Source organism: Micromonospora avicenniae, assembly GCF_900156065.1.
GTDB lineage: Bacteria > Actinomycetota > Actinomycetes > Mycobacteriales > Micromonosporaceae > Micromonospora > Micromonospora avicenniae.
In genome coordinates, this window is sequence record NZ_FTNF01000014.1 from 146537 (window position 1) to 169965 (window position 23429).

23 protein-coding genes and 2 tRNA genes are annotated in these 23429 nt (G+C 71.1%); 17 read left to right on the forward strand and 8 right to left on the reverse strand.

Annotated features, from left to right (window positions below; genetic code table 11):
• The first annotated feature begins 102 nt into the window (after window positions 1-102).
• Genes BXA10_RS21355 through BXA10_RS21365 form a run of 3 tightly spaced genes read left to right on the forward strand, consistent with a single transcriptional unit; the run spans window position 103 to window position 2325 of the window.
• The gene (locus BXA10_RS21355) at window positions 103-1566 is read left to right on the forward strand and encodes an amidase (RefSeq protein ID WP_076472568.1); all 1464 of its coding nucleotides are present in this window, start codon (window positions 103-105) and stop codon (window positions 1564-1566) included.
• A gap of 56 nt (window positions 1567-1622) precedes the next feature.
• On the forward strand, window positions 1623-1931 hold the full coding sequence (ctaJ, locus tag BXA10_RS21360) for an aa3-type cytochrome oxidase subunit CtaJ (RefSeq protein ID WP_483869397.1): 309 nt from the start codon (window positions 1623-1625) through the stop codon (window positions 1929-1931).
• Entirely contained in the window at window positions 1918-2325 is a 408-nt protein-coding gene (locus BXA10_RS21365) for a DUF5130 family protein (RefSeq protein WP_076472570.1), read from the forward strand. The genes ctaJ and BXA10_RS21365 overlap by 14 nt, the downstream gene beginning before the upstream one ends.
• 51 nt (window positions 2326-2376) lie before the next feature.
• Here the strand turns inward: BXA10_RS21365 and BXA10_RS21370 are convergent, their stop codons facing one another.
• Window positions 2377-2940, reverse strand: coding sequence for a Uma2 family endonuclease (locus BXA10_RS21370; RefSeq protein WP_076472571.1), 564 nt, complete (start codon window positions 2938-2940; stop codon window positions 2377-2379).
• A gap of 87 nt (window positions 2941-3027) precedes the next feature.
• Entirely contained in the window at window positions 3028-5577 is a 2550-nt protein-coding gene (pepN, locus tag BXA10_RS21375) for an aminopeptidase N (protein WP_076472572.1), read from the reverse strand.
• A gap of 218 nt (window positions 5578-5795) precedes the next feature.
• Here pepN and BXA10_RS21380 point away from each other — a divergent pair, with 218 nt between their 5' ends.
• The 4 genes from BXA10_RS21380 (at window position 5796) to BXA10_RS21395 (ending at window position 8814) form a co-directional block, all read left to right on the forward strand.
• Window positions 5796-6422, forward strand: a complete 627-nt coding sequence (locus tag BXA10_RS21380; RefSeq protein WP_076472573.1) for a mycothiol-dependent nitroreductase Rv2466c family protein — start codon at window positions 5796-5798, stop codon at window positions 6420-6422.
• Between the two features lie 149 nt (window positions 6423-6571).
• The gene (locus BXA10_RS21385) at window positions 6572-6970 is read left to right on the forward strand and encodes a hypothetical protein (protein ID WP_076472574.1); all 399 of its coding nucleotides are present in this window, start codon (window positions 6572-6574) and stop codon (window positions 6968-6970) included.
• A 106-nt stretch (window positions 6971-7076) separates the two neighbouring features.
• A complete protein-coding gene (locus tag BXA10_RS21390; protein ID WP_076472575.1) occupies window positions 7077-8276 on the forward strand; it encodes a DUF1015 family protein in 1200 nt (399 codons plus the stop codon).
• A 70-nt stretch (window positions 8277-8346) separates the two neighbouring features.
• Window positions 8347-8814, forward strand: a complete 468-nt coding sequence (locus tag BXA10_RS21395) for a ribose-5-phosphate isomerase (protein WP_076472576.1) — start codon at window positions 8347-8349, stop codon at window positions 8812-8814.
• A gap of 112 nt (window positions 8815-8926) precedes the next feature.
• On the opposite strand, the gene BXA10_RS21400 is transcribed toward BXA10_RS21395, so the two are convergent.
• On the reverse strand, window positions 8927-9259 hold the full coding sequence (locus BXA10_RS21400) for a hypothetical protein (protein WP_076472577.1): 333 nt from the start codon (window positions 9257-9259) through the stop codon (window positions 8927-8929).
• Between the two features lie 202 nt (window positions 9260-9461).
• On the opposite strand from BXA10_RS21400, the gene BXA10_RS21405 reads away from it, so the two are divergent.
• Window positions 9462-10001, forward strand: a complete 540-nt coding sequence (locus tag BXA10_RS21405; protein ID WP_076472578.1) for a hypothetical protein — start codon at window positions 9462-9464, stop codon at window positions 9999-10001.
• 192 nt (window positions 10002-10193) lie between these two features.
• Here the strand turns inward: BXA10_RS21405 and BXA10_RS21410 are convergent, their stop codons facing one another.
• The gene (locus tag BXA10_RS21410) at window positions 10194-12341 is read right to left on the reverse strand and encodes a M14 family zinc carboxypeptidase (RefSeq protein ID WP_076472579.1); all 2148 of its coding nucleotides are present in this window, start codon (window positions 12339-12341) and stop codon (window positions 10194-10196) included.
• Between the two features lie 167 nt (window positions 12342-12508).
• On the opposite strand from BXA10_RS21410, the gene BXA10_RS21415 reads away from it, so the two are divergent.
• The gene (locus BXA10_RS21415; RefSeq protein ID WP_084753090.1) at window positions 12509-13549 is read left to right on the forward strand and encodes an L-dopachrome tautomerase-related protein; all 1041 of its coding nucleotides are present in this window, start codon (window positions 12509-12511) and stop codon (window positions 13547-13549) included.
• A gap of 55 nt (window positions 13550-13604) precedes the next feature.
• Here the strand turns inward: BXA10_RS21415 and BXA10_RS21420 are convergent, their stop codons facing one another.
• Complete coding sequence (locus BXA10_RS21420) at window positions 13605-14186, reverse strand: GNAT family N-acetyltransferase (protein WP_076472580.1); 582 nt, start codon at window positions 14184-14186, stop codon at window positions 13605-13607.
• A gap of 203 nt (window positions 14187-14389) precedes the next feature.
• Here BXA10_RS21420 and BXA10_RS21425 point away from each other — a divergent pair, with 203 nt between their 5' ends.
• On the forward strand, window positions 14390-15112 hold the full coding sequence (locus tag BXA10_RS21425; RefSeq protein ID WP_076472581.1) for an acetate uptake transporter family protein: 723 nt from the start codon (window positions 14390-14392) through the stop codon (window positions 15110-15112).
• A gap of 542 nt (window positions 15113-15654) precedes the next feature.
• Here BXA10_RS21425 and BXA10_RS21435 read toward each other — a convergent pair.
• Window positions 15655-16158 carry a nitroreductase/quinone reductase family protein gene (locus BXA10_RS21435; RefSeq protein ID WP_245828339.1) on the reverse strand — a complete coding sequence of 168 codons (504 nt, stop codon included), beginning with the start codon at window positions 16156-16158 and terminating at the stop codon, window positions 15655-15657.
• 130 nt (window positions 16159-16288) lie between these two features.
• On the opposite strand from BXA10_RS21435, the gene BXA10_RS31595 reads away from it, so the two are divergent.
• Window positions 16289-16531 carry a hypothetical protein gene (locus BXA10_RS31595; protein WP_175649260.1) on the forward strand — a complete coding sequence of 81 codons (243 nt, stop codon included), beginning with the start codon at window positions 16289-16291 and terminating at the stop codon, window positions 16529-16531.
• A gap of 91 nt (window positions 16532-16622) precedes the next feature.
• On the opposite strand, the gene BXA10_RS21440 is transcribed toward BXA10_RS31595, so the two are convergent.
• Window positions 16623-16696, reverse strand: a tRNA-Gly gene (locus tag BXA10_RS21440).
• Window positions 16697-17044: 348 nt separating this feature from the next.
• Here BXA10_RS21440 and BXA10_RS21445 point away from each other — a divergent pair.
• The 6 genes from BXA10_RS21445 to BXA10_RS21470 all read left to right on the forward strand — a co-directional run bounded on the left by BXA10_RS21445 (window position 17045) and on the right by BXA10_RS21470 (window position 22494).
• Window positions 17045-17118, forward strand: a tRNA-Pro gene (locus BXA10_RS21445).
• A 144-nt stretch (window positions 17119-17262) separates the two neighbouring features.
• Window positions 17263-18612: a trigger factor gene (tig, locus tag BXA10_RS21450; protein WP_076472583.1), complete on the forward strand. Its 1350-nt coding sequence runs from the start codon at window positions 17263-17265 to the stop codon at window positions 18610-18612.
• Window positions 18613-18783: 171 nt separating this feature from the next.
• Window positions 18784-19425, forward strand: coding sequence for an ATP-dependent Clp protease proteolytic subunit (locus tag BXA10_RS21455; RefSeq protein WP_076472584.1), 642 nt, complete (start codon window positions 18784-18786; stop codon window positions 19423-19425).
• 10 nt (window positions 19426-19435) lie between these two features.
• The gene (locus BXA10_RS21460) at window positions 19436-20098 is read left to right on the forward strand and encodes an ATP-dependent Clp protease proteolytic subunit (RefSeq protein WP_076472585.1); all 663 of its coding nucleotides are present in this window, start codon (window positions 19436-19438) and stop codon (window positions 20096-20098) included.
• Window positions 20099-20310: 212 nt separating this feature from the next.
• Window positions 20311-21600 (forward strand): ATP-dependent Clp protease ATP-binding subunit ClpX, encoded by a 1290-nt coding sequence (gene clpX, locus BXA10_RS21465; RefSeq protein WP_076472586.1) that lies wholly within the window; start codon window positions 20311-20313, stop codon window positions 21598-21600.
• Between the two features lie 96 nt (window positions 21601-21696).
• On the forward strand, window positions 21697-22494 hold the full coding sequence (locus BXA10_RS21470) for a carbon-nitrogen hydrolase family protein (RefSeq protein ID WP_076472587.1): 798 nt from the start codon (window positions 21697-21699) through the stop codon (window positions 22492-22494).
• A gap of 6 nt (window positions 22495-22500) precedes the next feature.
• Here BXA10_RS21470 and BXA10_RS21475 read toward each other — a convergent pair whose 3' ends face one another.
• The gene (locus BXA10_RS21475; RefSeq protein ID WP_076472588.1) at window positions 22501-22728 is read right to left on the reverse strand and encodes a hypothetical protein; all 228 of its coding nucleotides are present in this window, start codon (window positions 22726-22728) and stop codon (window positions 22501-22503) included.
• Window positions 22729-23429: the final 701 nt, after the last annotated feature.

Below are 23429 nucleotides of genomic sequence, written 5' to 3' on the forward strand. Positions count from 1 at the left end.
GGGACGTGCGAACCACGGCGAACTCGGGGCGGTAAGGAACCGGGCGACGCACGCTTCCGTGTCTTTCGCGCCCGATGGCACGCGGACGGGCAGGATGAGGGCATGGCCGAGCTGCACGACCTGACCGCGTTGGATCAGGCCGCCGCGATCTCCCGCGGTGAGCTGTCCAGCGTGGAACTGGTGGAGCACCACCTGTCGCGGGTGGCGGCGCTCGGTGACACCGTCGGCGCGTTCGTCACCGTCACCGTCGAGCCGGCCCGGGAGGCGGCGCGGGCCGCCGACGCGGTACCGGTCGACGAGCGCGGGCCGCTGCACGGCGTACCGACCGCCATCAAGGATCTGACGCTGACCGCCGGGGTGCGGACGACCTTCGGCTCGGCCGCCTTCGCCGATTTCGTGCCACCCGTCGACGCGGACGTGGTCCGGTTCATCCGGGCCGCCGGTCTGGTCAGCCTTGGCAAGACCACCACCTCCGAGCTGGGCTGCTCGCTCTACTCGGAGGGTCTGGTGGCGCCTCCGGCGCGCAACCCGTGGGACCTCTCGTACACCGCCGGCGGGTCCAGCGGCGGTGCGGCGTCCGCGGTGGCGGCGGGGCTGGTGCCGGTGGCACAGGGCTCCGACGGTGGCGGCTCGCTGCGCATCCCCGCCGGGCTCTGTGGTCTGGTCGGCTACAAACCCAGCCGCGGGGTGGTCTCCGGCGGCCCGCTCGGTTTCGGCGCGTTCGGCCTGCCCACCCACGGCCCCATCGGGCGTACGGTCACCGACGTCGCCGCCCTGCTCGACGTGCTGGCGCAGCCGGTGCCGGGCGAGCCCTACCTGTCGCCGGGGCCGCCACCCGGGGGCTACCTCGCGGCGGCCCGCGCCGCCACGCCGGGCCGGCTGCGGATCGGGCGGTTCACCGCGCCGATGCTTGCCGAGGAGCCGGTGCACCCCGACTGCGTCGCCGCGGTAGACCGGGCCGCGGAGTTGCTCGCCGCCGCCGGTCACGAGGTGGTCGACGTGCCGCCGCCGTTCGGGCCCGCGGCGTGGCCGCTGTTCGAGGTCGTCTGGTACGTACTGGCGCTCTCGCCGGTGCCGCCGGAGCGGGAGAGCGAACTGCTGCCGCTGACCCGGTTCCTGCGGGACCGGGGCGCGGGGGTCTCGGCGGGCATGCTCTCCGCCACGCTCGGCGAACTTCAGGCCCAGGTGCGTCTCGGCGCTCGCCGTACCGCCGGCTGCGATCTGCTGTTGTGCCCCACGCTCGCCGCCCCGCAGGCACCGGTCGGCTGGTTCACCTCCGGCGGTGACCCGGCGACGGATTTCGACCTGCAACGCCGGTTCTCGCCGTACTGCGCCATCTTCAACGTCACGGGAGAGCCGTCCGTCTCGTTGCCGGTAGGGACGACTGGGGCGGGACTACCCGTGGGCATCCTGTTGACCGGTCGGTACGGTGACGACGCGCGGCTGATCGCTACCGCTGCGGAATTGGAGAACTCCAGTGGCGGTTGGGATCGGCACCCCGCGATCTGGCGGGCCGTCGACTCCGCTAACGTGAATGGCAGCGGAGTCGGGCGGTCGACGCCTTGAACCTGTCCACCGACCTTGATGCCTGAGGTCTCTTCTTCCGCCTGGGGGCGTTGGGATTGTCTGTTACCGACACGTTGCTGGTTTTCGTCGGCATCCCGGCGGCAGCCATACTGGTGATCGGAGGCCTGGCGTACGCCGCCAGCCGCGGCAATGGCGGTGGCGGCGGCGCCAAGCGCTACCGGCCGGGCCGGCCCTTCGACTTCACTCCGGTCTGGTTCCTGGGCCGTCCGGAGCAGCTGGCCGACTCGGCCGGCACCGCCCTGGCCGCCGGCGCGCTGGCACCGGCGCTGACCAGCCGAAAGCAGGAGCAGGCCGGCCGTGAGGCGCCGGCCGGTGGAACCGGAGGCGCAAGTGACCGTTGGTGAGGCGCAGGTCGGTAGGGGCAACCCGCCCGAGGTGCTGGACGGCCCGTTCTCGACTCGGCAGCTGCTGCGCATCGACGAGGCGCTCCGTCTGGCCGACCATGGCACCGGTCTCGTCTTCTCGGTCTTCGTCGGTGGCCTCGACGAGCCGATCCGTGAGCACGCCGAGCGGCTGCACCGTCAGCTCGCCGAGCCGGACCGTTCGGTGCTGATCGCGGTGTCGCCGAACCAGCGGCGGCTGGAGGTCGTCACCGGCCGGCACGCGCGTAAGCGCATCCCGGACACGTACGCCAGGCTCGCCGCGCTCTCCATGGTGGCGGCCTTCGGCCTCGGCGACCTGGCCGGCGGCATCATCAACGGCCTCGACCAGCTCGCCAGCCACGCCGGCCGGGGCTGACCCTCGTACGACGAAGCCCGGTCCGCGTTCGCGCGGACCGGGCTTCTCTTGTCAGCGTGGCCAGTCGCCCGGATCGAGACGCATCCGCCATGGCTCGGTCACCTCGACCGGGTCGTCCGGGCCGACCGTGCCGAGCAGGTCGTAGTGGACGCCTTTGGCAAGCCCGTAGCGGTAGATCACCGGGCCGAAATCGCCCCGTTCGACGCGCCAGTACGCCGGGATGCCGGCCTCGGCGTAGAGCGCGGGTTTGGTGAACCGGTCGTGCCGGCGGCTACCGGGTGACTCCACCTCCACGACCAGCGCGAGGTCGGCAGCCTCGGCCCACATCCGCGCACGTGACGCACCCGGTTTGAGCACCGTGACATCCGGGATCAAGTTGCCGCCCGGCACCCGGACGCCGACCTCCCGGATGACCCGCCAGCCTTTCGGAGCGGTCAGGCGCAGGGCCATCCGGAGATCGTCGGCCAGCTCGTGGTGGTCGGGTCCGGCCGGTGGGGTCACGTGGAGGCTCCCGTCGATGATCTCGTAGCGGTTCCCGTCCTCCGGCAGGTCCGAGAGATCCTGCTCCTGCCAGCCACGCTCGGGTGGGCGCCACTCGTATCCCGGCTGTGCCATCACGTCACCTCCTCTTCGCCACGATAACGGCCCGGGGCCGGCGCGGGCTCCCACCCACGCCGGCCCCGGGCCTGGTCGCGTCGAGCGTCAGGCGCTGCGGACGTCCCGCTCGCGGGCCTTGAGGGCGCGGACCACGCCGTCGCGCCCCTCGGCGACCAGCCGGCGCAGCGGCGCCGGGTGACCGTCGCCGGCCAGCCAGGCGTCGGTGGCCGCCACCGTGTCGTCCTCCACGAGGTACGTCGGGTAGGCGAGCTGGGCGAACTCCTGCGCGGGCTCGCTGTCCCGGCTGGCCCAGACCTGGGCGACCGCCGCGAAGTACTTCTCCCGGTACGGCGCGACCAGCTCGACCTGCGTCGGGTGCGTGAAGCCCTGCAACAGCGCCCGGTTCCGCGAGTTCGGCAGCGCCTCGGGACCGGTGAGCTGCGCCCAGACGGCGGCCTTGTTCTCGGCGGTGGGCACCAGCGCGTGCACGTACGCGGCCTCGCGCTCGCCGCTCGCCGTCCGGTCGCGCGCCAACTCGGCGTCCACGTCGGCGGGTCCGGCCGCGCCGTTGGCGACCAGAGACGCGAGCAGGCTCCAGCGCAGCTCGGTGTCGATGGTCAGGCCGGCCGGCACGTCGGTACCGTCCAGCCAACCCCGCAGCGTCGCCAGGTCCTCGCTGGAGCGGGCCGCCGAGACGTACGCCCGGGCCCAGGCGAGCTGGAAGCCGCTGCCCGCCTCGGCGGCGGCGAGCGCCGTCTTCGCGGTACGGGCCAGCCCCGCCCAACCGGTCGGCGCCCAGGCCGGGTCGGCGTAGAGGGTGAGCGTCGTGGTGGCCTGCCGCAGGGTGGCGGTGACCAGGTTGATGTCGCTCTCGGCGGGCAGCCCGGCCAGCACCAGCGCAACGTAGTCCCGGGCCGCCAGCTCCGCGTCGCGGACCATGTCCCAGGCGGCCGTCCAGCAGAGCGCACGAGCCAGCGACGATTCGAAACCGGCGATGTGCTGCACGACGTTTGCCATCGAGCCCTCGTCCAGCCGGAGCTTCGTGTAGGTGAGGTCGTCGTCGTTCAGCAGCAGCACGTCGGCCGCCCGGACGCCGGCCAGGTCGCCGAGTTCGGTCCGCTCGCCGACCACGTCCACCTCCAGCCGCTCCCGGCGGACGAGACGCCCGTCGGTCAGGTCGTAGAGGCCCACCCCGATCCGGTGGGTACGCAGCGTCGGGTAGTCGGCCGGCGCCTCCTGCCGCACCACCACCTGCTGGTACGTGCCGTCCGGGCCGACGGTCACCTCCGGGCGCAGCGTGTTGACCTGGGCGGTCTCCAGCCACTGGGCGGCGAACTTCCGCAGCTCCCGGCCGGAGGCGGCCTCCAGCTCGGAGAGCAGGTCGTCAAAGGTGGCGTTGCCCCAGGCGTGCTTGCCGAAGTACGCGCGCAGCCCGGCCAGGAAGGGCTGCTCACCGACGTACGCCACCAGCTGCTTGAGCACGCTGGCGCCCTTGGCGTACGTGATGCCGTCGAAGTTGACCTCGACGGCCTCCATGTCCGGCATCTCCGTGTAGACCGGGTGGGTCGAGGAGAGCTGGTCCTGCCGGTAGCCCCAGTTCTTCCGGATGGACAGGAAGGTCGTCCACGCCTCACGGAAGCGGGTCGCGTGGGTGTTGCACCAGTGGCTGGCCCACTCGGCGAACGACTCGTTGAGCCACAGGTCGTTCCACCACCGCATGGTGACCAGGTCACCGAACCACATGTGGGCCATCTCGTGCAGGATCGTGTTGGCCCGCTGCTCGTACTCGAAGTCGGTCACCTGGGAGCGGAAGATGTAGTGCGACTCGGCGTGCGTGACGCAGCCGAAGTTCTCCATCGCGCCGGCGTTGAAGTCGGGCACCCAGAGCTGGTCGTACTTCGGCAGCGGGTAGCGGACGCCGAACTGCTCGTGGAAGAAGTCGAAGCCCTGCTTGGTGATGAGGAAGAGGTCGTCCGCGTCCAGGTACTGCGCCATCGAGGCCCGGCAGAACACGCCGAGGTCGATGCCGTCGTGGCTGTCGCGCACCTCGTGGTACGGCCCGGCGCAGAGCGCGGTGATGTAGGTGCTCATGCGCGCGGACTGGGCGAAGTGGACGGTCTTCAGCCCCTCGTCCGCCGGCTCCTCCCGGTCGACGGGCATGTTGGACACGACCCGCCAGTGCTCCGGCACCGTGGCCCGCCAGGTGTAGACGCTCTTCAGGTCCGGCTGGTCGAAACAGGCGAAGACCCGCTGCGCGTCGGCCGTCTCGAACTGGCTGTAGAGGTAGGTCTCGCCGTCGACCGGGTCGACGGTGCGGTGCAGGCCCTGCCCGCTGCGGGAGTACGCGAAGTCCGCGTCGACGACCAGTGTGTTCTCACTCTGCAGGCAGGCGAGAGCGAGCCCCTTCTCGGCGGACCAGTCGGCGAGGTCGACCGGGGACCCGTTCAGCGTGGCCGACCGCACCGAGTCGGCGGCCACCTCGATGAAGGTGCTCGCGCCCGGCTCGGCGCAGCGGAAGCGCACCTCCGTCGTGGACCGGAAGGTACGACCCTCAGCCGCCTGCACGGCTGTCGACAGGTCCAGAGTGATGTCGTACCCGGTCACCTCGAGCAGGCGGGCCCGTTCGGTCGCCTCGACCTGCGTCAGGTTGCGCACTCCCGGCACTGTTCGTCTCCATCCCATTCGCATTACGCCGCGCGGCGCCCGTCCGCCGACCGGCTCGTGGCGGTCGGCCCGAAGCCGAGTCTTCCATGCACCGGCCTGCCGCGGTGGCCGAGGTCACGGTCTCATTCCTCTGTCGGTCGATGCCCTGCGGGGTGAGGATCGGGAGAGACGTCCGACATCCGGCGTCCTCGTTTCGAAGGGACCTCCTCGTGACCGAACGTGTCGCCGTTGACATGTGGTTCGACCCGGCCTGCCCGTGGGCCTGGATCACGTCTCGTTGGCTGCTCGAGGTCGAGCGGGTCCGCGACGTGGACGTGCGCTTCCACGTGATGAGCCTGTCGGTGCTCAACGAGGGCCGGGACCACCTGCCGGAGAGCTACAGGGCGTTCCTGAGCACCGCGTGGGGGCCGGTGCGGGTCTGCATCGCCGCGGAACAGCGGTACGGCGGCGACGTGCTGCGCGACCTCTACACCGCGCTCGGTACCCGGATCCACCTGGGCAAGCAGGAGCGGGGGCCCGAGCTGTACGCGGCCGCGCTGGCCGACGCCGGCCTGGACCCGGCGCTCGCCGCAGCCGGCGACAGCACCGAGTACGACGGGGCGCTGCGCGCCAGCCACGAGGCCGGTATGCGCCCGGTCGGCGAGGACGTGGGCACGCCGGTGATCCACGCCCCCGGCCCGGACGGTGGCACCGTCGCGTTCTTCGGCCCGGTCATCACACCGGCCCCGAAGGGGGAGTCCGCCGGCCGGCTGTGGGACGGCGTCCTGCTGGTGGCCGGCACCCCCGGCTTCTACGAGCTGAAGCGGACCCGGGACGCCGACCCGATCTTCGACTGAGGCGCGGCGAAGGGGCCCTCGTCATCGTCTCCGGCGGGGCCCCTGTTAACACAGTTACCGCGCCCGTCACCGCCCCGCCGCCGACCTCGTTTGGCCGGATGTCCGCCGCAGCCGTAATCGCTGAGTTCGCAGCTCGTGGAGGCATTCCGATGGCCAAGCACCGCCATGTGTCCGGTGACGATCCGCTGAACCTGGAAGAGGCGGCCGAGACTCCCGCGTACTGGTCGGTCGACGACTCCCGCTGGCCGGCGATCCGACCCGACCTGCCCAGGGACGTGGCGGACCTGCTCGCGCCGCCGATCGTGGTGGGCGTCGCCCGGGTGGCTGCGACGTCCCGGCTGACGCCGCCCGGCGCGGCGCCGACCCGGACCCGGCGGACGACGCCCGGCGCGGTGCCCGCGCCGGCCGTGCTGGCCCCGTCGACCACCGCCCCCACGACGCGGCGGACCGTGCCGGCCTCGGCGGTCCGCCCGGCCGGCGTACCCGACCCGGTCGGCACGCCCGCCGGCGGCCGGCACCGCCGGACCGCAGCCGAGCGCCGCTTCTGACCGCCCGCCGGCGATGGCCGGTCCGCCCGGGCCGACGCTTTCACCTGATGGACGGCAGCCCGGGTCCGCGTCCGTGGTCGGTACGGCGACGGTAGCGTCAGCGGGCATGACGATCGTGCATCCGATCGCCCGGGCCTGGATCACCACTGGCGGCACCGGCGCGCAGAACTACGACGAGTTCGCCGACGACGCGGAGATCACCGCGATCATCGAGGCGAACCCGCACAGTGCTCTCGGCATCGAGATGCCGCACCGAGCCCCGGGAAGCCTCGGCAAGTCGTTCCTCGACGCGCTGCCGGACGCCGTGGCCCGGCTGGCCGAGGCCAAGGCCGATGGGAGCTACACCCCGGCCGAGCAGGTGGTGGTGCTCTACCGGATCACCGCGCCCGGTGAGGAGACCGCGTACGGGCTCTTCGCGGTGGTGGACACCGACCAGATCTCCACGCGCGCCGACGAGCCCGGTCTGGTGATCCGCAACGAGGACGTCTTCATCGCCAAGGTCCGGGAGCGGGTCGCCCTGGCCGAGGCGCTCGGCCACCTGCTCTCCCCGGTGCTGCTGCTGCAGACCGGGCGCGGTGCGGAATTGCACGAGGCGCTCGCTGCGGCCACCGAGGCGGCGGGCGTGCCCGCGGCCACCGACACCGATCAGGCGGGGCGCACCCACGCGATCTGGCTGGTGGGGCCGGGGCGGCAGCAGGACGAGCTGACCGCGCTCGCCGGCGGCGGGGAGCTGGTGGTCGCCGACGGCAACCATCGCAGCCTCGCCGCCCAGACCGGCGGCCTACCGCGCTTCCTGGCCGTGGTGACCACGCCACGTTCGGTCGCCATCCAGCCGTACAACCGGCTGGTCAGCGAGCTGACCACCAGCGGCGACGAGCTGCTGGAGCGCCTGCGGGCGGCCGGCGCGGAGATCAGCCCGATCGACGGCCCGGTCGAGGTCCCGGCGACCGGCGGCACCGTCCACCTCCGGCTCGCCGGTCAGGGGTACGCGGTGCGGCTGCCGCGGGTCGCCGGCGGGCGCCTGGAGAACCTGGACCACGCCCTGGTCGAGCGGCTGCTGCTGCGTGACGCGCTCGGTCTCGACCCGGGCGACAAGCGGATCACGTACGTCGGTGGGGACTACCCGGCGAGCTGGCTGACCGGCGAGGTTGACTCCGGTCGGGCCGAGCTGGCCGTGCTGGTCGCCCCGGTGACCGTGGACGATTTCGTGGCCGTGAACCTGGCCCGGGAGAAGATGCCGCGTAAGAGCACCTGGTTCACGCCGAAGGCGCGCGGTGGCCTGGTCGTCGCCGAGCTGCCCCGCTGAGTTGTGACGAAAACGCCCGGTGACGCCGCCCCCGAAGCGTCACCGGGCGCGGCCTGACAGACTGCGCGGTATGCGCGTCTACCTGGGATCCGACCACGCCGGCTACGAGCTGAAGGTGCACCTGGCCAGCTACCTGGCCAACCAGGGCTACGAGGTGGTGGACGTCGGTCCGCACGTCTTCGACCCCGACGACGACTACCCGGCCTTCTGCCTGCACACGGGTGACCGGGTGGTGGCCGACGAGGGAAGCCTCGGTGTGGTGATCGGCGGCTCCGGCAACGGCGAGCAGATCGCCGCCAACAAGATCGCCGGTGTGCGGGCGGCGCTCGCCTGGAACATCGAGACGGCCCAGCTGTCCCGGGAGCACAACGACGCCAACATCGTCGCCGTCGGCGCCCGGCAGCACACCCTGGACGAGGCGACCGCCATCGTCGAGGCGTTCCTCAGTACGCCGTTCTCCGGCAACGAGCGGCACGCCCGCCGGATCGCGCAGGTCGCCGCGTACGAGGCGAGCCGGGAACTCCCGCCGCTGCCGTGACCCTTCCGGGGCGGGACCACGACCGATGGTCCCGACCCGGCCGGTCGACGACGCGGCGGAGGAAGTGCCGGCCGGAGCGTGATCTCGAAGCGGTCAGCCGTTCCCGGCCGCCTCAACGCGGGGGCCGGGGCAGTTCCTCGCGGGGCACCCAGTTGCGTCGCACGACGACGACCCGGGCCTCGGCCTCGGCCAGGTCCTCCTCGGTCGGCCGGGCGGCGTCCCTGGCCCGCAGCGCGGCGCTGGGCTTCACCTGCGACGAGCCCGACCCGACCAGGCCGCGCAACCCACGCTCACCCTCCCGCTCGTCGCCGGGAGCGCCGCGGCGGCGGGACGGCTCGCTGCCGTCGTACACCCGTGCGGTGGTGGCCGGGGTCCCCTCGGGCTCCCGGGTCTGCTCACCGCCCTGGTGCCGCAGCCGGCGTCGCCGTCGCTCCGCATCACCCATCCACCGACCGTACCGCCGTGGCCCGGGTACCGCTGCCCGCAGATTCCCGTCACCCCTGCGGCGCGGGCGACCGGGACCGGCCCGCGCGGCGGGTCGGTCCGTCCGGAGACGGGTGGTGGTGGGGCTCGGCGACCGATTTGCCGGGTGGCTACCCTCGGACCGAGGCGCCGTCGGCGCCGTCGGTCAGGGGGAGGGGACGAGCATGGCGGACCAGACACAGCCGTGGGCGGAGCGGACCGTCGAGGTGCCGCCGCAGCCCGGGGTCGTGCCACAGCAGCGGGACGGCTACCGCCGCGGTGTGGCGTCGGTCGGTCAGCCACGGGCGCCGCAGACCGAGCCGTTCCCGGTGGTGGAGGAGCCGACCGGAACGGGTTGGCCGGGCGAACCGGTTCCGCGGCGGCCGGTGAGCTGGCATCTGGCCCAGCTTCGCCGCGGCGGTGAGTGGAGCGCCGCGGGCGGGCTCTTCGCCTTCATCTGTTGGGGCATCTGGGCGATCTCCGGCCAGGGCAATCTGACCGGCCCGATCTTCATCCTGGTGCTGAGCCTGCTGGTCGCGGTCGGGCTCTTCGCGCTCTCCCGGCTGCTCGGCCGGGTGATCATCGAGCGTCAGCTCGGCCGGGTCCGGCGTACCGCCCGGGGTGCGCACCTGATCACGGCGGTCTTCCTTGTCGGCCTGGGCGTCGCGTGGCTCCAGCAGACCGAGTGGGTCGTATCCGCCTGGAACTGGATCACCGGAAACTGATCCGCGGGTACGCCGCGGGCGGGCCGGCCTGTGCCGCCCGCCCGCGCGTCCGGTCACGGGGATCGCCGCGACCTTGGTCGTTCTCCGCCAGGATGGTGCTGCTTACCCGGCCGGCCGCGGTTCATCCGCGGCCGGCCGGCGCAGCTGCGGGCACCGGGCCGGCCGGGTAAGCCCCGGCCGGCCCGGTGTTCGTCAACCCTCCTGCGCGGCGGCGTAGTCGCGGGCGACCCGGACCATCTCCACGAGCCCGCCGGCGTACTCCTGGGACTCGCCGTGCGCCTCCTCGAACGGCGGCTGGAAACCGACGCCCTCCCACTGGCCGGTGGCCGCGTTCCAGCGGTCGTTGCCCACCTCGAAGTCCCAGGCGAAGATCCCGAGTTCGTAGTAGAGCTCGTCGGCGGAGTTGCCGGCGGCCGAGTAGAGCACGTCCGCGACCGGACCGGTCTGCGACGGCCAGGTGACCGTGCCGCGCTCCTGCGCGATCGCGCCGACGATGCGCCGGGCGCTGTCCTGGAAGAGCTTCGACTCGTCGATCGACGGCCGGGGCAGAGTGACCCGCCCGTCGGCCTTGTACGCCCCCGGCGGCCACATGAAGTAGCCGCCGTAGGAGTGCACGTTCATGGCGAACCGGATGTTGCTGTGCTCCCGGGCCAGCGCGACGACGTTGCGGCTCTCCGCCTCGGAGAGCTCACTCGTGCCGGCGTACGAGCCGGAGAGACAGTTGCCGCTGGCGCCCACGTAACCGTCGAAGTACGAACCGACCGTGTAGTTGCGGTTGAGGTCCACCCCCCACGAGTCGCGGTTGCCGGGGTCACGGCTGGCGCCGGTGCAGTGGTTCACCATGTTCTTGCGCTGGAAGTTGAAGTCGTGGAAGGAGTAGTTCGCGCCGTCCGGGTTGACCACCGGGATGACGAAGATGTCCGTCTCCTCCAGCAGTTCGCGGGTGGCCGCGTCGGTGCGTGAGTTGGCCAGCATCCGCTCCGCGAACTCCAGCGTGACCAGCGGGGTCGCCCACTCCCGGGCGTGCTCCTGGGAATAGGCCAGTACGCCGACGCGGGAGCCGTCGCGGTGGACGCCGATGCGCAGCGCCTGCACGGTCCACGGCTTGGTCGGCACCTCCGTACCCTGCAGGCCGTCGTCGAGGCGTACGGGCGCAACCACCGGCATGGGCAGGCCGGCCGAGCCCTGCTCGACGAACGCCTGGAACCGGTTGGCGAAGCGCGCGTTGATCACGGCGGCGACCTGGTCGGTGCTGCTCGTGACCTTGCCGGCGCCGTCGGTGGCCAGGGAGACGGTCAGCACCCGGTCCCGGTAGGTCGCGGTGAGCGGCCGGTTCGCCCGGCCGGGGTCGACCGTGCGGACCTGGACACCGTTCATGTTCTGGTCGCCGAAACGCACGGACTCCACCACCACGGCGGCGGCCGCCGGGTCACCGAGGTACGCGGCGGCGGTACGCCGGTAGCCCTGGGTCTTGTACGGCAGGTCGATCACGTCCACCAGATCGCGGTACTGGCGGGCCAGCCGCTTGATCCGCGCCTGGATGTCCACCGGAGTGAGGTACGCGTCGATGAAGTCCTTCTGGTAACCGCCGGGCAGCGGCGGCGGAGTGGCGCCGGGCCAGGACGTCGGGGTGACGGCGCGGCTCACCCCGCCCAGGCTGGACGTGGCGGTCACCTGCACCGGTCGGCTCGGCACCGGCACCGGCTGGGCGTAGTGGTACTGGTACTCGCCCGAGTCCTCGAACCGGAAGAGCGGGAACGAGCCGGTCGCGCCGTCGGCGGTCCGCCAGTTCACGGTGATCTCGACGTCCGGGTCGTCGGTCGCGGTGGTGGCCACCTCGGTCTGTACGAAGGTCTGCCCACCGCTGGTCCACCAGTACGCCTGGAGGAACTGGAGCGTGTCCACGGCCGCCGTCGCGCTCGCCGTCCGCTGGTCGGCGGACTGCGCGCGCAGCCCGGCGGCGGTGCGGGCCTGAGCAGCGCGGACGCTCTCCGCGAAGTGCCGCTCGCCGTCACCCGGGCGCTGCACCACCTGGAGCGCGGTGGCCCCCTGCGCGGTCAGCTCGGCGAGCTGGGAACCGGTGAGCACCACGTCGGCGAGTATCCGCCCGTCCACCGACCGGGGTCGGTTGGCGAGGTCCGCACCCCGGGCGACCAGCTGGTCGAGCTGAGCCTGGTCGCGGAGCTGCACCCGGACCAGCGCGGTCTCTCCACCGGCCAGGGTCACCCTGGGCGATGGTGCGGGGGCCGGCGCGGCGACGCCGGAGCCGGGATGGGACAGCACCGTGCTGACCAGGATCGCTGCGGTGGCCGCTGCCGCCCACCGTCGTCGGACGATCATGTGCCCTCCTGTGGGAAATCGATGTCGCTGACCCCACACCAGTCGAAAGATCGACATATGTCAAGGATGCTCGGCGCGGTGATGATGTTTGGCCGGCCAGGGGCGGGGGATGGGGCCGCCGTCACCCCGCCTGGGGACGACCGCCCACGCGGCCGCTGGAGGAACGCATGCCACTGCCGACCCGGGAGGACCCGCGCCTGACCCCGATGCTCCCGAACGATCGCGTCTGCACCGGTGTGACCACCGTCGACGGACGCATCTTCGTGAGCTTCCCCGGTGCGGACTCGCCGGGCGTGCAGGTCGCCGAGGCGCTGCCGGACGGCCGGCGGGTTCCGTGGCCGGACGAGTCGTGGAACGCCGCCCCGGACGAGCCGCGCTCCGACGGGGTGTACGTGCACGTCAACGGCGTACGTACCGGGCCGGACGGCCAGCTGTGGATCATCGATTCCGGTGCGCCCGGGCTGGGCCGACGGCAGGTCCCCGGGGGCGCCCGGCTGATCGTGGTGGACCCGGGCACCGGCGAGGTGACCCGGATCTACGACCTCACCGACGCGGTCCGCGACGACAGTTACGTCGACGACGTGCGGTTCAACGGGCGGATCGCCTACCTCACCGACGCCGGAGCGCCCGGCCTGATCGTGCTCGACCTGGGGTCCCGGCGGGCCCGTCGGGTGCTGGACGGGCACCCCAGCACGGTGGGGCGGCGGCTGGTCGCGGACGGGGAGGTACTGCACGACCCCGACGGCAACGAGATCGTCCTGCACGTCGACCAGCTCGAGGTGTCGCCGGACGGACGCCACCTGTACTACCAACCCGCCTCCGGCGGCCTGTCCCGCATCGAGACCCGCTGGCTCGACGACCCGGCGCTCGACCCCGCCACGGTGGCCGGGTACGTCGAACCGTGGCTCGACACGCCGACGACCGGCGGCACCGCCATCGACGCCACCGGCACGATCTACCTGAGCGACGCCGAGCAGCGGCGGGTCCTGCGCATCACCCCGGAACGGAAGGTGACCACCCTGGTCGCCGACCCCCGCCTGGCCTGGGTGGACGCCATGTGGATCGACAGCGACGGCGACCTCTGGCTGCCCGCCGCGCAGCTGCACCGCACGCCGGGCCTGTCCGGTGGCGCGAACCACGTCGACTACCCGGTCTGGATCTACCGGATGAACGTCGGCGCCGGCCCCGCGCCGAACGACCACGCCTGATCCGCCACCGGGTCCGGCCCGGCGGGGCACCGTCGACCGGCCGGGCGAGCTCGACTCAGTCGCGGGCCGCCCCCAACGACCGTCCGGCGAGCCAGTCCTCGCGGGTGAGCGCGTACTCGACCTCACCCAGTTCCGTGCCGGGCAGCGGGTGGTCGAAGTCCAGGTGGAACGTCCGGACGTACCGCAGACCGACGGAGGCCATCGTGGCCCGGGACCCCTCGTTCACCGCCATCGTCTCTGCGAAGATCCGGGTCAGCCCGAGATCCTCGAAGCCGTGCCGGATCAGTTCGCGGGCACCCTCGCTGGCCAGCCCCCGGCGCCAGTACCGGCGTAGCAGCCGGTAGCCCAGTTCGGCCTGCCCCGCCACCGGGCCCTGGTCGGCGCGCTCCGGCGGCTCGAGGATCCACCAGCCGACGAAGTCACCGTCGACGAATCCGGCCCAGAAGCCGAGCCCCGGCACCCGTTGCGCCGCGGCCAGCCGCAGGTGGTGCGCCGACTCCACCTCCGCCCGCGTACGCGCCGGACCGAGGTAGCGCATCACCTCGGGGTCGGCGTCGAGTTCCACCTCGTGCTCGAGGTGTTCGTCGGCGAGCGGGACGAGCCGGATCCGGGCGGTGTGCAGCGTGGCTTGGGGCATGCGCCGGATCTTCGCCCGTCCGCCCGGCCCGGACCAGCCATTTTTTGCCCCGGGGCACGCGACGGGTTTTCTGCCTGGGGCACGCGACGGCCCGACCGGCACAGCGGGAGCACGGAGGCGAATGGGACCTGTCGTAGGGGGTAGACGGCGCCGATGTCCGTCCGGACCGGCGGAGGGTCCGCCGTCGTGAGGAGGAGGGTCAGATGTCTCGCGTGCCCCACGCGCCAGCGCACGACGGCGAGTTCGAGTTCTGGCGTAACCACGCCCAGATCTCGTTGCAGCCGGTCGCCGCGCCCTCCATCCTCGGTCTGTTCGGATTCGCCGCCGCCACCTTCGTCGTGGCGGCGAACCTCGCCGGCTGGTACGGCGACACCGGGACCCCGCGTTTCCTGTTCCCGTTCGCCGCCTTCACCGGCGGGCTCGCCCAGTTCCTCGCCGGAATGTGGGCCTACCGGGCACGCGACGGCCTGGCCACCGCCATGCACGGGATCTGGGGAGCATTCTGGCTCGCGTACGGTGTGCTCTTCCTGCTCGTCGCGGTCGGCGCGCTGACCCCGCCGGACCCCTTCGTGCCGCTCGGCTACTGGTTCATCGCACTCGCCGCCATCACCTGGTCGGGGGCGTTCGCCGCGCTCGCGGAGAACATCGCTGTGGCGTTGGTGCTCGCCACGCTCGCGGCCGGGGCCACCTGCCAGGCGGTCGGTCAGATCGCCGGCATCTCGGGCTGGCGGACGGCGGGCGCCTACATCTTCATCGCCTCCGCGGTGATCGCCTGGTACACCGCCACGGCGATGATGCTGGAGTCGACGTACCGCCGGGTGATCCTGCCGGTCGGCAAGCGGGGGGCTCCGAACCGGCCGGGCCAGGAGCCCCGCCAGGTCATCCAGTTCATGGCCGGTGAACCAGGCATCAAGGTCGGACAGTGACCGGACACTCCCCGGCTGGCTGGGCGGCCCCCGGCCGTCGAGCTGATCGACTCGGTTTCCTTGATGTCGGGGTGTCCTGGGGGTGGCGATGCCCCGACATCAAGGATGTCGAGCAGTTGGCTACCGGATGCAGCGGATGGGGGCACGCGAGCACGCGGGCGGCGGTTGATCTACCAGCACGTGACTTGCGAGCGGGACCGCGAGATCGCCTCAACCATGGTTCGGCGGATCGCTCGGCAGGCCCGGCTCAGGGGCGGGCCAAAGGAGCTGATGGCCCGCAAGATCGGGGCGGGGAGTGGCCGACCGGCCCAGGAGCGGGAGTGAATCCTCTGGCCTGGGTCGGAAGCGGTGGAGCGGGCGACGGGAATCGAACCCGCACCGTCGGTTTGGAAGGACGAAGATCACGGCCAACAAGGACCTGGTGGGCTAGGTCGAAGTAGGAAGCGCGTGACCCGTTCATGCCCCCTGTGACCGTCCGGCGTACCGGCTTCTGGAACTTGGACGGCACGGGTGACCGGAGAAATCCGAGATCAACTTCGGCCTCAGTAGTCCGACTTCTCGCCCGCCGCCTCGACGCGGAACGCGGGGTACTGCGCCGCGATGGCCGCGAACTCGGCCAAGGGTGCGTGCCGGTCGACGGGAACGTGCGGCCGGGCTCCGGGTACCGTCGCCAGGTACCGCTTGAGGATCGGTGCGCGCTCGTCAACCGGCACCTCGACCAGCCGGCAGGCCCGGGACCGCCCGTGCCGGATGGTCACCAGCCCGTCGGCCGCCCGTACGTTGCGGACCCAGTTGCAGTTCTCGCCCAGCATCGATACCAGATACCAGTTGCCCCGCCAGTCGGCCATGCCCAGCGGGAACCGGGCCAGCCGTCCGCTACGGCGTCCGGCGACCTCCAGTGTCACCCAGCGCCGAGGTAGCAGGCCGGCGCCGTGCACGGCCGCCCACACCCGGGCGAACCGGCGGGCCGCCGCGTTGCCGCGGCCCCCCGCGTACATCGCGCGAATGGCGTTCTCGGACAATGGCCAGCTCCCCAACTTCGCCACCACATCCTCCTTCGACCGGTCCGGCCTATCAGGACTTCAGGGTTGGCGATCCCGGGCGGGAAATGCAGAGTCCAAGGTCCCGACACCGCGGAACTCCGGTCACGGCGTACTTGACGCCGCCACAGTTCGGGTGCGCCGCAAGCTCGCCGCGCTGAAAGACTGTCTGGAGTTCGGCCCGCCCAAGTCGGCGGCTGGTGTTCGCGTCGTCGCGCCGCCGCGTCTGGGGCGAGCACCCACGAGCTCATGCACCGCATGGGACATGCCACCACGCGCGTTGGCCCTGATCTACCAGCACGCCACCAGCGAGCAGGACCGCGAGATCGCCTCAGCGATGGACCGCCGGGTTGCCAGTGAGGGCCGACGCCGCCGCTGAATGGCACGCGGATGGCATGCAAGATCGAATATGGCGGAGATGCGAAAGGCCCAGGTGCCGCGATCATGCGGTCTGCCTGGGCCTTCGCGGGTGGAGCGGGCGACGGGAATCGAACCCGCACCGTCAGTTTGGAAGACTGAAGCTCTGCCATTGAGCTACGCCCGCGTACGCCTCGACACGCGAGGCGCGCCCGACAGCCTACCCAATGCGCCGGTGCCGCGCGCAGCCCCACCCGATCCGCCGCGCCACGGGTATCGAGATCGACTCGATGTGCGGGGAAGTCAAGCTCTCCCGGCGCGGCGTACCGACGCTTCCCGGCGAGTCGCGCCCGGCCCGGATCCCGCCCGGCCCGGGCCTCGTCCGCGCCCCGCCGGTGCCGCCCGGCAGGCTGCCGGGGGGGCTTGACCGGTGCGTGCCGGCGCGTCGACGCGCGGGTGGAACTGCGTGAAGTGTCGGGTTGGCCGTGCCCCGGGGCCCGACCCGGGGCGCGAAGGCATACACTCTTCGTCGCCACGGGGTGTGGCGCAGCTTGGTAGCGCACTCGCTTTGGGAGCGAGGGGCCGTGGGTTCAAATCCCGCCACCCCGACTGTCGTCCGCGGCCGGGTCGCCCCGGGTGCCGCCGTTTCCGCTGCGGTTCCCGGGCGCTGCCGGAGTGCCCGGCCGGCTCGCCTACACTCGATGGGCTGAATCCACGCCCAGACTCAACTGAGATCCGTCAAGGAGTACGCCTGTGAAGAGCACCGTCGAGACTCTGAGCCCGACGCGCGTGCGGCTCGCCATCGAGGTGCCGTTCGTCGAGCTCGAGCCGAGCCTCCAGAAGGCGTACCGGGAGATCGGCCAGCAGGTCCAGGTTCCCGGCTTCCGCCGGGGCAAGGTACCGGCCGCGGTGATCGACCAGCGGGTGGGCCGGGGCACCGTCCTCAACGAGGCGGTGCAGGAGGCCATCCCGCAGCAGATTCTCGCCGCGGTCCGCGAGCACGACCTGAAGACGCTCGGTCGCCCCGAGGTCGAGATCACCGAGTTCGCCGACGGCGACTCGCTGAACTTCACCGCCGAGGTCGACGTGCGCCCGGAGATCACGCTGCCCGACCTCGCCACCGTCGAGGTGACGGTGGACGAGCTCCAGATCGACGACAGCGAGATCGACGAGCAGGTGAAGAACCTGCGCGAGCGGTTCGCGACGCTGAAGACCGTGGAGCGGGCCGCCCAGGAGGGCGACTACGTCCAGATCGACCTGCACGCCACCGTCGACGGCGAGGACGTGCCGGGCGGCTCGGCGACCAACATCTCGCACGAGGTCGGCAGCAAGCAGCTGCTGCCGGGCCTGGACGAGGCCGTGGTCGGCGTCGCGGCGGGTGAGAGCAAGACCTTCACCACGCAGCTCGTCGGCGGCGACTACGCCGGCCGGGACGCCGACGTGGCGGTGACCGTGCGCACGGTCAAGGAGAAGGAGCTCCCGGAGCTCAACGACGAGTTCGCCCAGCTGGCGAGCGAGTTCGACACCATCGAGGAGCTCCGCAACGACCTGCGCGAGCGGGTGACCCGGGGCAAGCAGGTCGAGCAGATCTACGCCGCCCGGGACAAGGCCCTGGAGCAGCTGATCGCCGCCGCCGAGGTGCCGGCGCCGGAGGGCGTCGTCCGCGAGGAGGTCGCGAGCCGCAAGCAGGCCATGATCGACCAGCTCGAGCGGATCGGCGCCACCATGGAGGACTACCTCGCCTCGGAGGAGAAGACCGAGGAGCAGATCGACGCCGAGCTGACCGACGCGGCCACCCAGGGCGTCAAGGTCCAGCTGCTGCTGGACACCGTCGCCGACGCCGAGAACGTCGAGGTCTCGGACGACGAGTTCGGTCACGAGATCGTGCACCGGGCCCAGCACGCCGGGATGGCGCCGCAGCAGTACTACGACCAGCTGGTGCGCTCGGGCACGGCGCCCGCCGTGTACGGCGACGTCCGGCGCGGGAAGGTCCTCTCCTCGATCATGGAGCGGATCACGATCAAGGACGCTGCGGGCAACGAGGTCAGCCTCGACGCGCTGCGCGCCGCCAACGAGGCCGAGCACCACAACCACGAGCACTGATCGTCGGGTGCGGCCGTCATCCACCGGTTGCGGTGGGTGGCGGCCAAAACCCTTTTCCGGGTACGTCCCGGCGGTGGCTGCGCTGTGAGCGAACAGTGCCACGACCGGGACTCTGCCGCCCGGCCGAGCGGTTAGTGTCGGGTAGGACGGTACGGAGAGCGAAGGGCTGCCATGACCGACATGCACATCCCACCGAAGCCGCTCCGGGCGATTGACGCCCGAGGTGGCGACAACATTGGCAACCTCGACGACTCGGTCTACAACCGGTTGCTCAAGGAGCGGATCATCTTCCTGGGCAGCGAGGTGACCGACCAGGTCGCCAACCGCATCTGCGCGCAGCTGCTGCTGCTCGCCGCGGAGGACCCGGACCGCGACATCAACCTTTGGATCAACTCCCCGGGTGGCTCGGTCTACTCGGGTATGGCGATCTACGACACCATGCAGTTCATCGACAACGACGTGTCGACGGTCGCGATGGGCATGGCTGCCTCGATGGGGCAGCTGCTGCTCTGCGCGGGCACCAAGGGCAAGCGTTACGCCCTCCCGCACGCGCGGATCATGATGCACCAGCCGTCGGGTGGCGTGGGCGGCACCGCCGCCGACATCGCCATCCAGGCGGAGCAGATGCTCTACACGAAGCGGATGTTCCAGGAGCGGGTCGCGCACCACACCGGTCAGGCCCCCGAGCAGATCGAGGCGGACTCGGACCGCGACCGTTGGTTCACCGCCCAGGAGGCTGTGGACTACGGCTTCATCGACAAGGTCATCACCGGAGCCACCCAGGTTCCGGAAGGTGCCGGGACCCTGAGCTGAGGAGCTGACGATGACCGACCTGAGTTTGCCGCCCCAGTTCGCGGCCGTGCACAACCGGTACGTGCTGCCGTCGTTCGTGGAGCGCACCTCGTACGGGGTCAAGGAGTCGAACCCGTACAACAAGCTCTTCGAGGACCGGATCATCTTCCTCGGCGTCCAGGTGGACGACGCGTCGGCAAACGACGTGATGGCCCAGCTGCTGACGCTCGAGGGCACCGACCCGGACCGCGACATCATCATGTACATCAACTCGCCCGGTGGCTCGTTCACGGCCATGACGGCGATCTACGACACCATGCAGTACGTCCGGCCGGACATCCAGACGGTCTGCCTGGGGCAGGCCGCCAGTGCCGCGGCGGTGCTGCTCGCGGCCGGTACGCCGGGTAAGCGGATGGCGCTGCCGAACTCCCGGATCATCATCCACCAGCCGGCCACCGAGGGCGGCTACGGGCAGGGCTCGGACATCGAGATCCAGGCCCGGGAGATCCTGCGGATGCGGACCCAGCTGGAGGAGATGCTCTCGCGGCACTGCAACCAGCCGATCGAGAAGGTCCGCAAGGACATCGACCGCGACAAGATCATGACGGCCGAGGAGTCCCGCGAGTACGGGCTGGTCGACACGATCCTGACCAGCCGTAAGAAGGGCCTGCTGGCCGCCAACGCCGCCAGCTGACCGGTACCGGGTCAGAGGTCGGCCGGGGCGTTGATCCCGGCCGACCTCTGACACACCCGTTTTGGGGGTCGGAGAAAACTCCGCCAGCGGGTAACGTCGGGTCTGTACCGCTTCGCTGGGTCGGACCGGCGGAGTGAACGAGACGAGGCGGGGGCGCTGCCGCCGCGGGTCATGGCCGGGTCTCCGGCCGACTGAGTGCAGGGAGAACGTAGGTGGCACGGATCGGTGACGGCGGCGACCTACTGAAGTGCTCCTTCTGCGGTAAGTCGCAGAAGCAGGTCAAGAAGCTCATCGCGGGGCCTGGCGTCTACATCTGCGACGAGTGCATCGATCTCTGCAACGAGATCATCGAAGAGGAGTTGGCCGAGTCCGGCGAGGTGAAGTGGGAAGAGCTTCCCAAGCCGATGGAGATCTGCCAGTTCCTCGACAATTACGTCGTCGGCCAGGACCAGGCGAAGAAGGCGCTCTCTGTAGCGGTCTACAACCACTACAAGCGCATCCAGGCCGAGGCGGCCGGCGCGCCGGGTACGGACACCGTCGAGTTGGCCAAGTCCAACATCCTGCTGCTCGGGCCGACCGGGTGTGGCAAGACCCACCTGGCGCAGACCCTCGCCCGGATGCTGAACGTCCCGTTCGCGATCGCCGACGCGACCGCGCTGACGGAGGCCGGCTACGTCGGTGAGGACGTGGAGAACATCCTCCTCAAGCTCATCCAGGCCGCCGACTACGACATCAAGCGCGCCGAGACCGGCATCATCTACATCGACGAGGTCGACAAGATCGCCCGCAAGTCCGAGAACCCGTCGATCACGAGGGACGTCTCCGGTGAGGGCGTCCAGCAGGCGCTGCTCAAGATGCTGGAAGGCACCGTGGCGAACGTGCCGCCGCAGGGCGGCCGGAAACACCCGCACCAGGAGTTCATCCAGATCGACACCACCAACGTGCTCTTCATCTGTGGTGGTGCCTTCGCCGGGCTCGACCAGATCATCGAGGCCCGCACCGGTTCCGGCGGCACCGGTTTCGGCGCCCGGCTCCGGTCGGTCTCCGAGCGGTCGACCGACGACATCTTCAGCCAGGTCATGCCGGAGGACATGCTCAAGTTCGGGCTGATCCCCGAGTTCATCGGCCGGCTCCCGGTGATCACGAACGTGCGCAGCCTCGACCGCGACGCCCTGGTGCGGATCCTCACCGAGCCCCGCAACGCGCTGGTTCGGCAGTACCAGCGCCTCTTCGAGCTGGACGGCGTGGAGCTGGAGTTCGAGGAGCCGGCGTTGGAGGCGATCGCCGATCAGGCCATGCTGCGCGGCACCGGGGCGCGGGGCCTGCGGGCGATCATGGAAGAGGTCCTGCTCTCCGTGATGTACGAGGTGCCGAGCAACCCGGATGCGGCACGAGTGCTGATCACCCGTGAGGTCGTACTCGAGAACGTCAACCCGACGATCGTGCCGCGCGAGTTCACCGGCCGACGCGCTCGCCGGGACCGCGAGGAGAAGTCCGCCTAGCCGGAGTTCCTCCGTCCAGGTTTCCAGGCCCGGTGCCCCGGCTTGCCGGAGTACCGGGCCTGTCCGCGGGGCGGTCCTCGCCGTACGCTGAGGCTCATGCGCGTCGCCGTCTGCCAGCTCAACGCCCGCGAGGACCGCAAGGCCAACCTGGCCGTCGCAGCGGAGTTGCTGGAGCGGGCGGCGGCCGGCGGCGCGGACCTCGCACTTCTACCGGAGTACGTCGACTACCTCGGCCCGGCTGCCGGGATGCCCGCGCCCGAGCCGATCGGCGGTGAGGTCAGCGAGTTCTTCGCGAGCGTCGCACGTCGGCTGGGCATCTGGGTGATCGCTGGTTCCTTCCACGAGGCCAGCCCGGACCCGCAGCGGACCTGGAACACCTCGCTGGTCTTTGACCGCAGCGGCGCGCTCGCCGCCTCCTACCGGAAGATCCACCTGTACGACGTGGAGATCCCTGGCCGCGTGTCCTACCGTGAGTCGGCGACGGTGGCGCCGGGGGAACAGCCGGTGGTGGTGACCGTCGACGGAGTGCGGGTCGGCCTCTCCATCTGTTACGACCTGCGCTTCCCGGAGCTGTACCGCCGGCTCGCGACCGAGGGCGGCGCTCAGGTGCTGGTGGTTCCCGCCGCATTCATGCTGCACACGGGCCGCGACCACTGGGAGGTGCTGCTGCGCGCCCGGGCGATCGAGAACCAGTGTTACGTCCTGGCCGCCGGCCAGATCGGTGACCACGAGCCGGGACGCAGTTGCTTCGGTCGCAGCATGGTGGTCGACGCCTGGGGGACGGTGCTCACCCAGGTGCCGGACGGCGCCGGCGTAGCGTTCGCCGATCTGGACCTCGACCGGCTCGCCACTATTCGCGCCGAGCTGCCCAGCCTCGCCAACCGACGGCTCTGACGGGGGTCACCCCTGCAACAGCACCCCGATCACGGCGAAGCCGGCGATCGCGGCGGCGGTCACCACCAGCGCGGTGGTCATGCGCGAACGTCCCCGGCGAGCCAGCCGACCGAGCGACAACACGACGACGACGAGAACGAAGGCACCGATCACCAGTTGCCAGAACGGCAGGAGGAGCCCGAGCATCGCCTCCTCGGCGAGCGGGGCGGCGGACTGCTCGGAGACGACATCCATGACAGACACTCTGGCACGTGTGGGCACCGGGGGACACGGGTCGCGCGGAGCAGTCATCCGTGCGTACGGGCACTCCGCGCGAGATGACAGCCCGCCGGCCGCGCCGGTGAACCGGGGCGTGGGTCAGGCGATGCGGTCGACCTGGGGGAGTGGGACACGTTTCCCGTGTGGTTCCGCCGTGCGGGTGGGGGTCGTCCGCAGACAGTTGCGGACGTTGATTTGCCTTCTCCCGGCCGTCCGCGTAACTTTCTCTCTGCACGCGGGAGGCCGGACAAACCGGCCGAGAGCGGGCGCCAGGCTCGTGGTGGAGACGCCGAGCGAGGCTGGGCCGGGCGGTGCGGAAACACTCCGAAACTTGGGGTTGCGAACGCGAAGCCGACCGGCTAAAGTACTGAAGCCGGCAGGAGTCGGGCGGGTTGCCGCGAAGCGGCGATCGGCCGGTCTGCGGTTTCCCACGACAGCAACGACCGCCCAGCTCGGGCGTGCGTCGACGTGGGTCCGGCCAACTAGTTGATCACCTCAGGTCGAGGTTGACGACGAGGTTCGGTTCGGGTAGTTTGGAGCGGTTGCCCCGAAACGGGGTCCTGCGGAGCAGGGCTTCTGATCGGTGTGTGGTTGTTCTTTGAGAACTCAACAGGGTGCTTGATAAGCCAGTGCCAAATTGATTTATTACCCCGGACTGGTTGGCCTCATTTTGTGGG

Coding starts and splice junctions, on each gene's coding strand:
- BXA10_RS21355 (WP_076472568.1), top strand. CDS start 103: ATGGCCGAGCTGCACGACCTGACCGCGTTGGATCAGGCCGCCGCGATC.
- BXA10_RS21370 (WP_076472571.1), bottom strand. CDS start 2,940: ATGGCACAGCCGGGATACGAGTGGCGCCCACCCGAGCGTGGCTGGCAG.
- BXA10_RS21385 (WP_076472574.1), top strand. CDS start 6,572: ATGGCCAAGCACCGCCATGTGTCCGGTGACGATCCGCTGAACCTGGAA.
- BXA10_RS21390 (WP_076472575.1), top strand. CDS start 7,077: ATGACGATCGTGCATCCGATCGCCCGGGCCTGGATCACCACTGGCGGC.
- BXA10_RS21395 (WP_076472576.1), top strand. CDS start 8,347: ATGCGCGTCTACCTGGGATCCGACCACGCCGGCTACGAGCTGAAGGTG.
- BXA10_RS21400 (WP_076472577.1), bottom strand. CDS start 9,259: ATGGGTGATGCGGAGCGACGGCGACGCCGGCTGCGGCACCAGGGCGGT.
- BXA10_RS21405 (WP_076472578.1), top strand. CDS start 9,462: ATGGCGGACCAGACACAGCCGTGGGCGGAGCGGACCGTCGAGGTGCCG.
- BXA10_RS21410 (WP_076472579.1), bottom strand. CDS start 12,341: ATGATCGTCCGACGACGGTGGGCGGCAGCGGCCACCGCAGCGATCCTG.
- BXA10_RS21415 (WP_084753090.1), top strand. CDS start 12,509: ATGCCACTGCCGACCCGGGAGGACCCGCGCCTGACCCCGATGCTCCCG.
- BXA10_RS21420 (WP_076472580.1), bottom strand. CDS start 14,186: ATGCCCCAAGCCACGCTGCACACCGCCCGGATCCGGCTCGTCCCGCTC.
- BXA10_RS21425 (WP_076472581.1), top strand. CDS start 14,390: ATGTCTCGCGTGCCCCACGCGCCAGCGCACGACGGCGAGTTCGAGTTC.
- BXA10_RS21455 (WP_076472584.1), top strand. CDS start 18,784: ATGACCGACATGCACATCCCACCGAAGCCGCTCCGGGCGATTGACGCC.
- BXA10_RS21460 (WP_076472585.1), top strand. CDS start 19,436: ATGACCGACCTGAGTTTGCCGCCCCAGTTCGCGGCCGTGCACAACCGG.
- BXA10_RS21470 (WP_076472587.1), top strand. CDS start 21,697: ATGCGCGTCGCCGTCTGCCAGCTCAACGCCCGCGAGGACCGCAAGGCC.
- BXA10_RS21475 (WP_076472588.1), bottom strand. CDS start 22,728: ATGGATGTCGTCTCCGAGCAGTCCGCCGCCCCGCTCGCCGAGGAGGCG.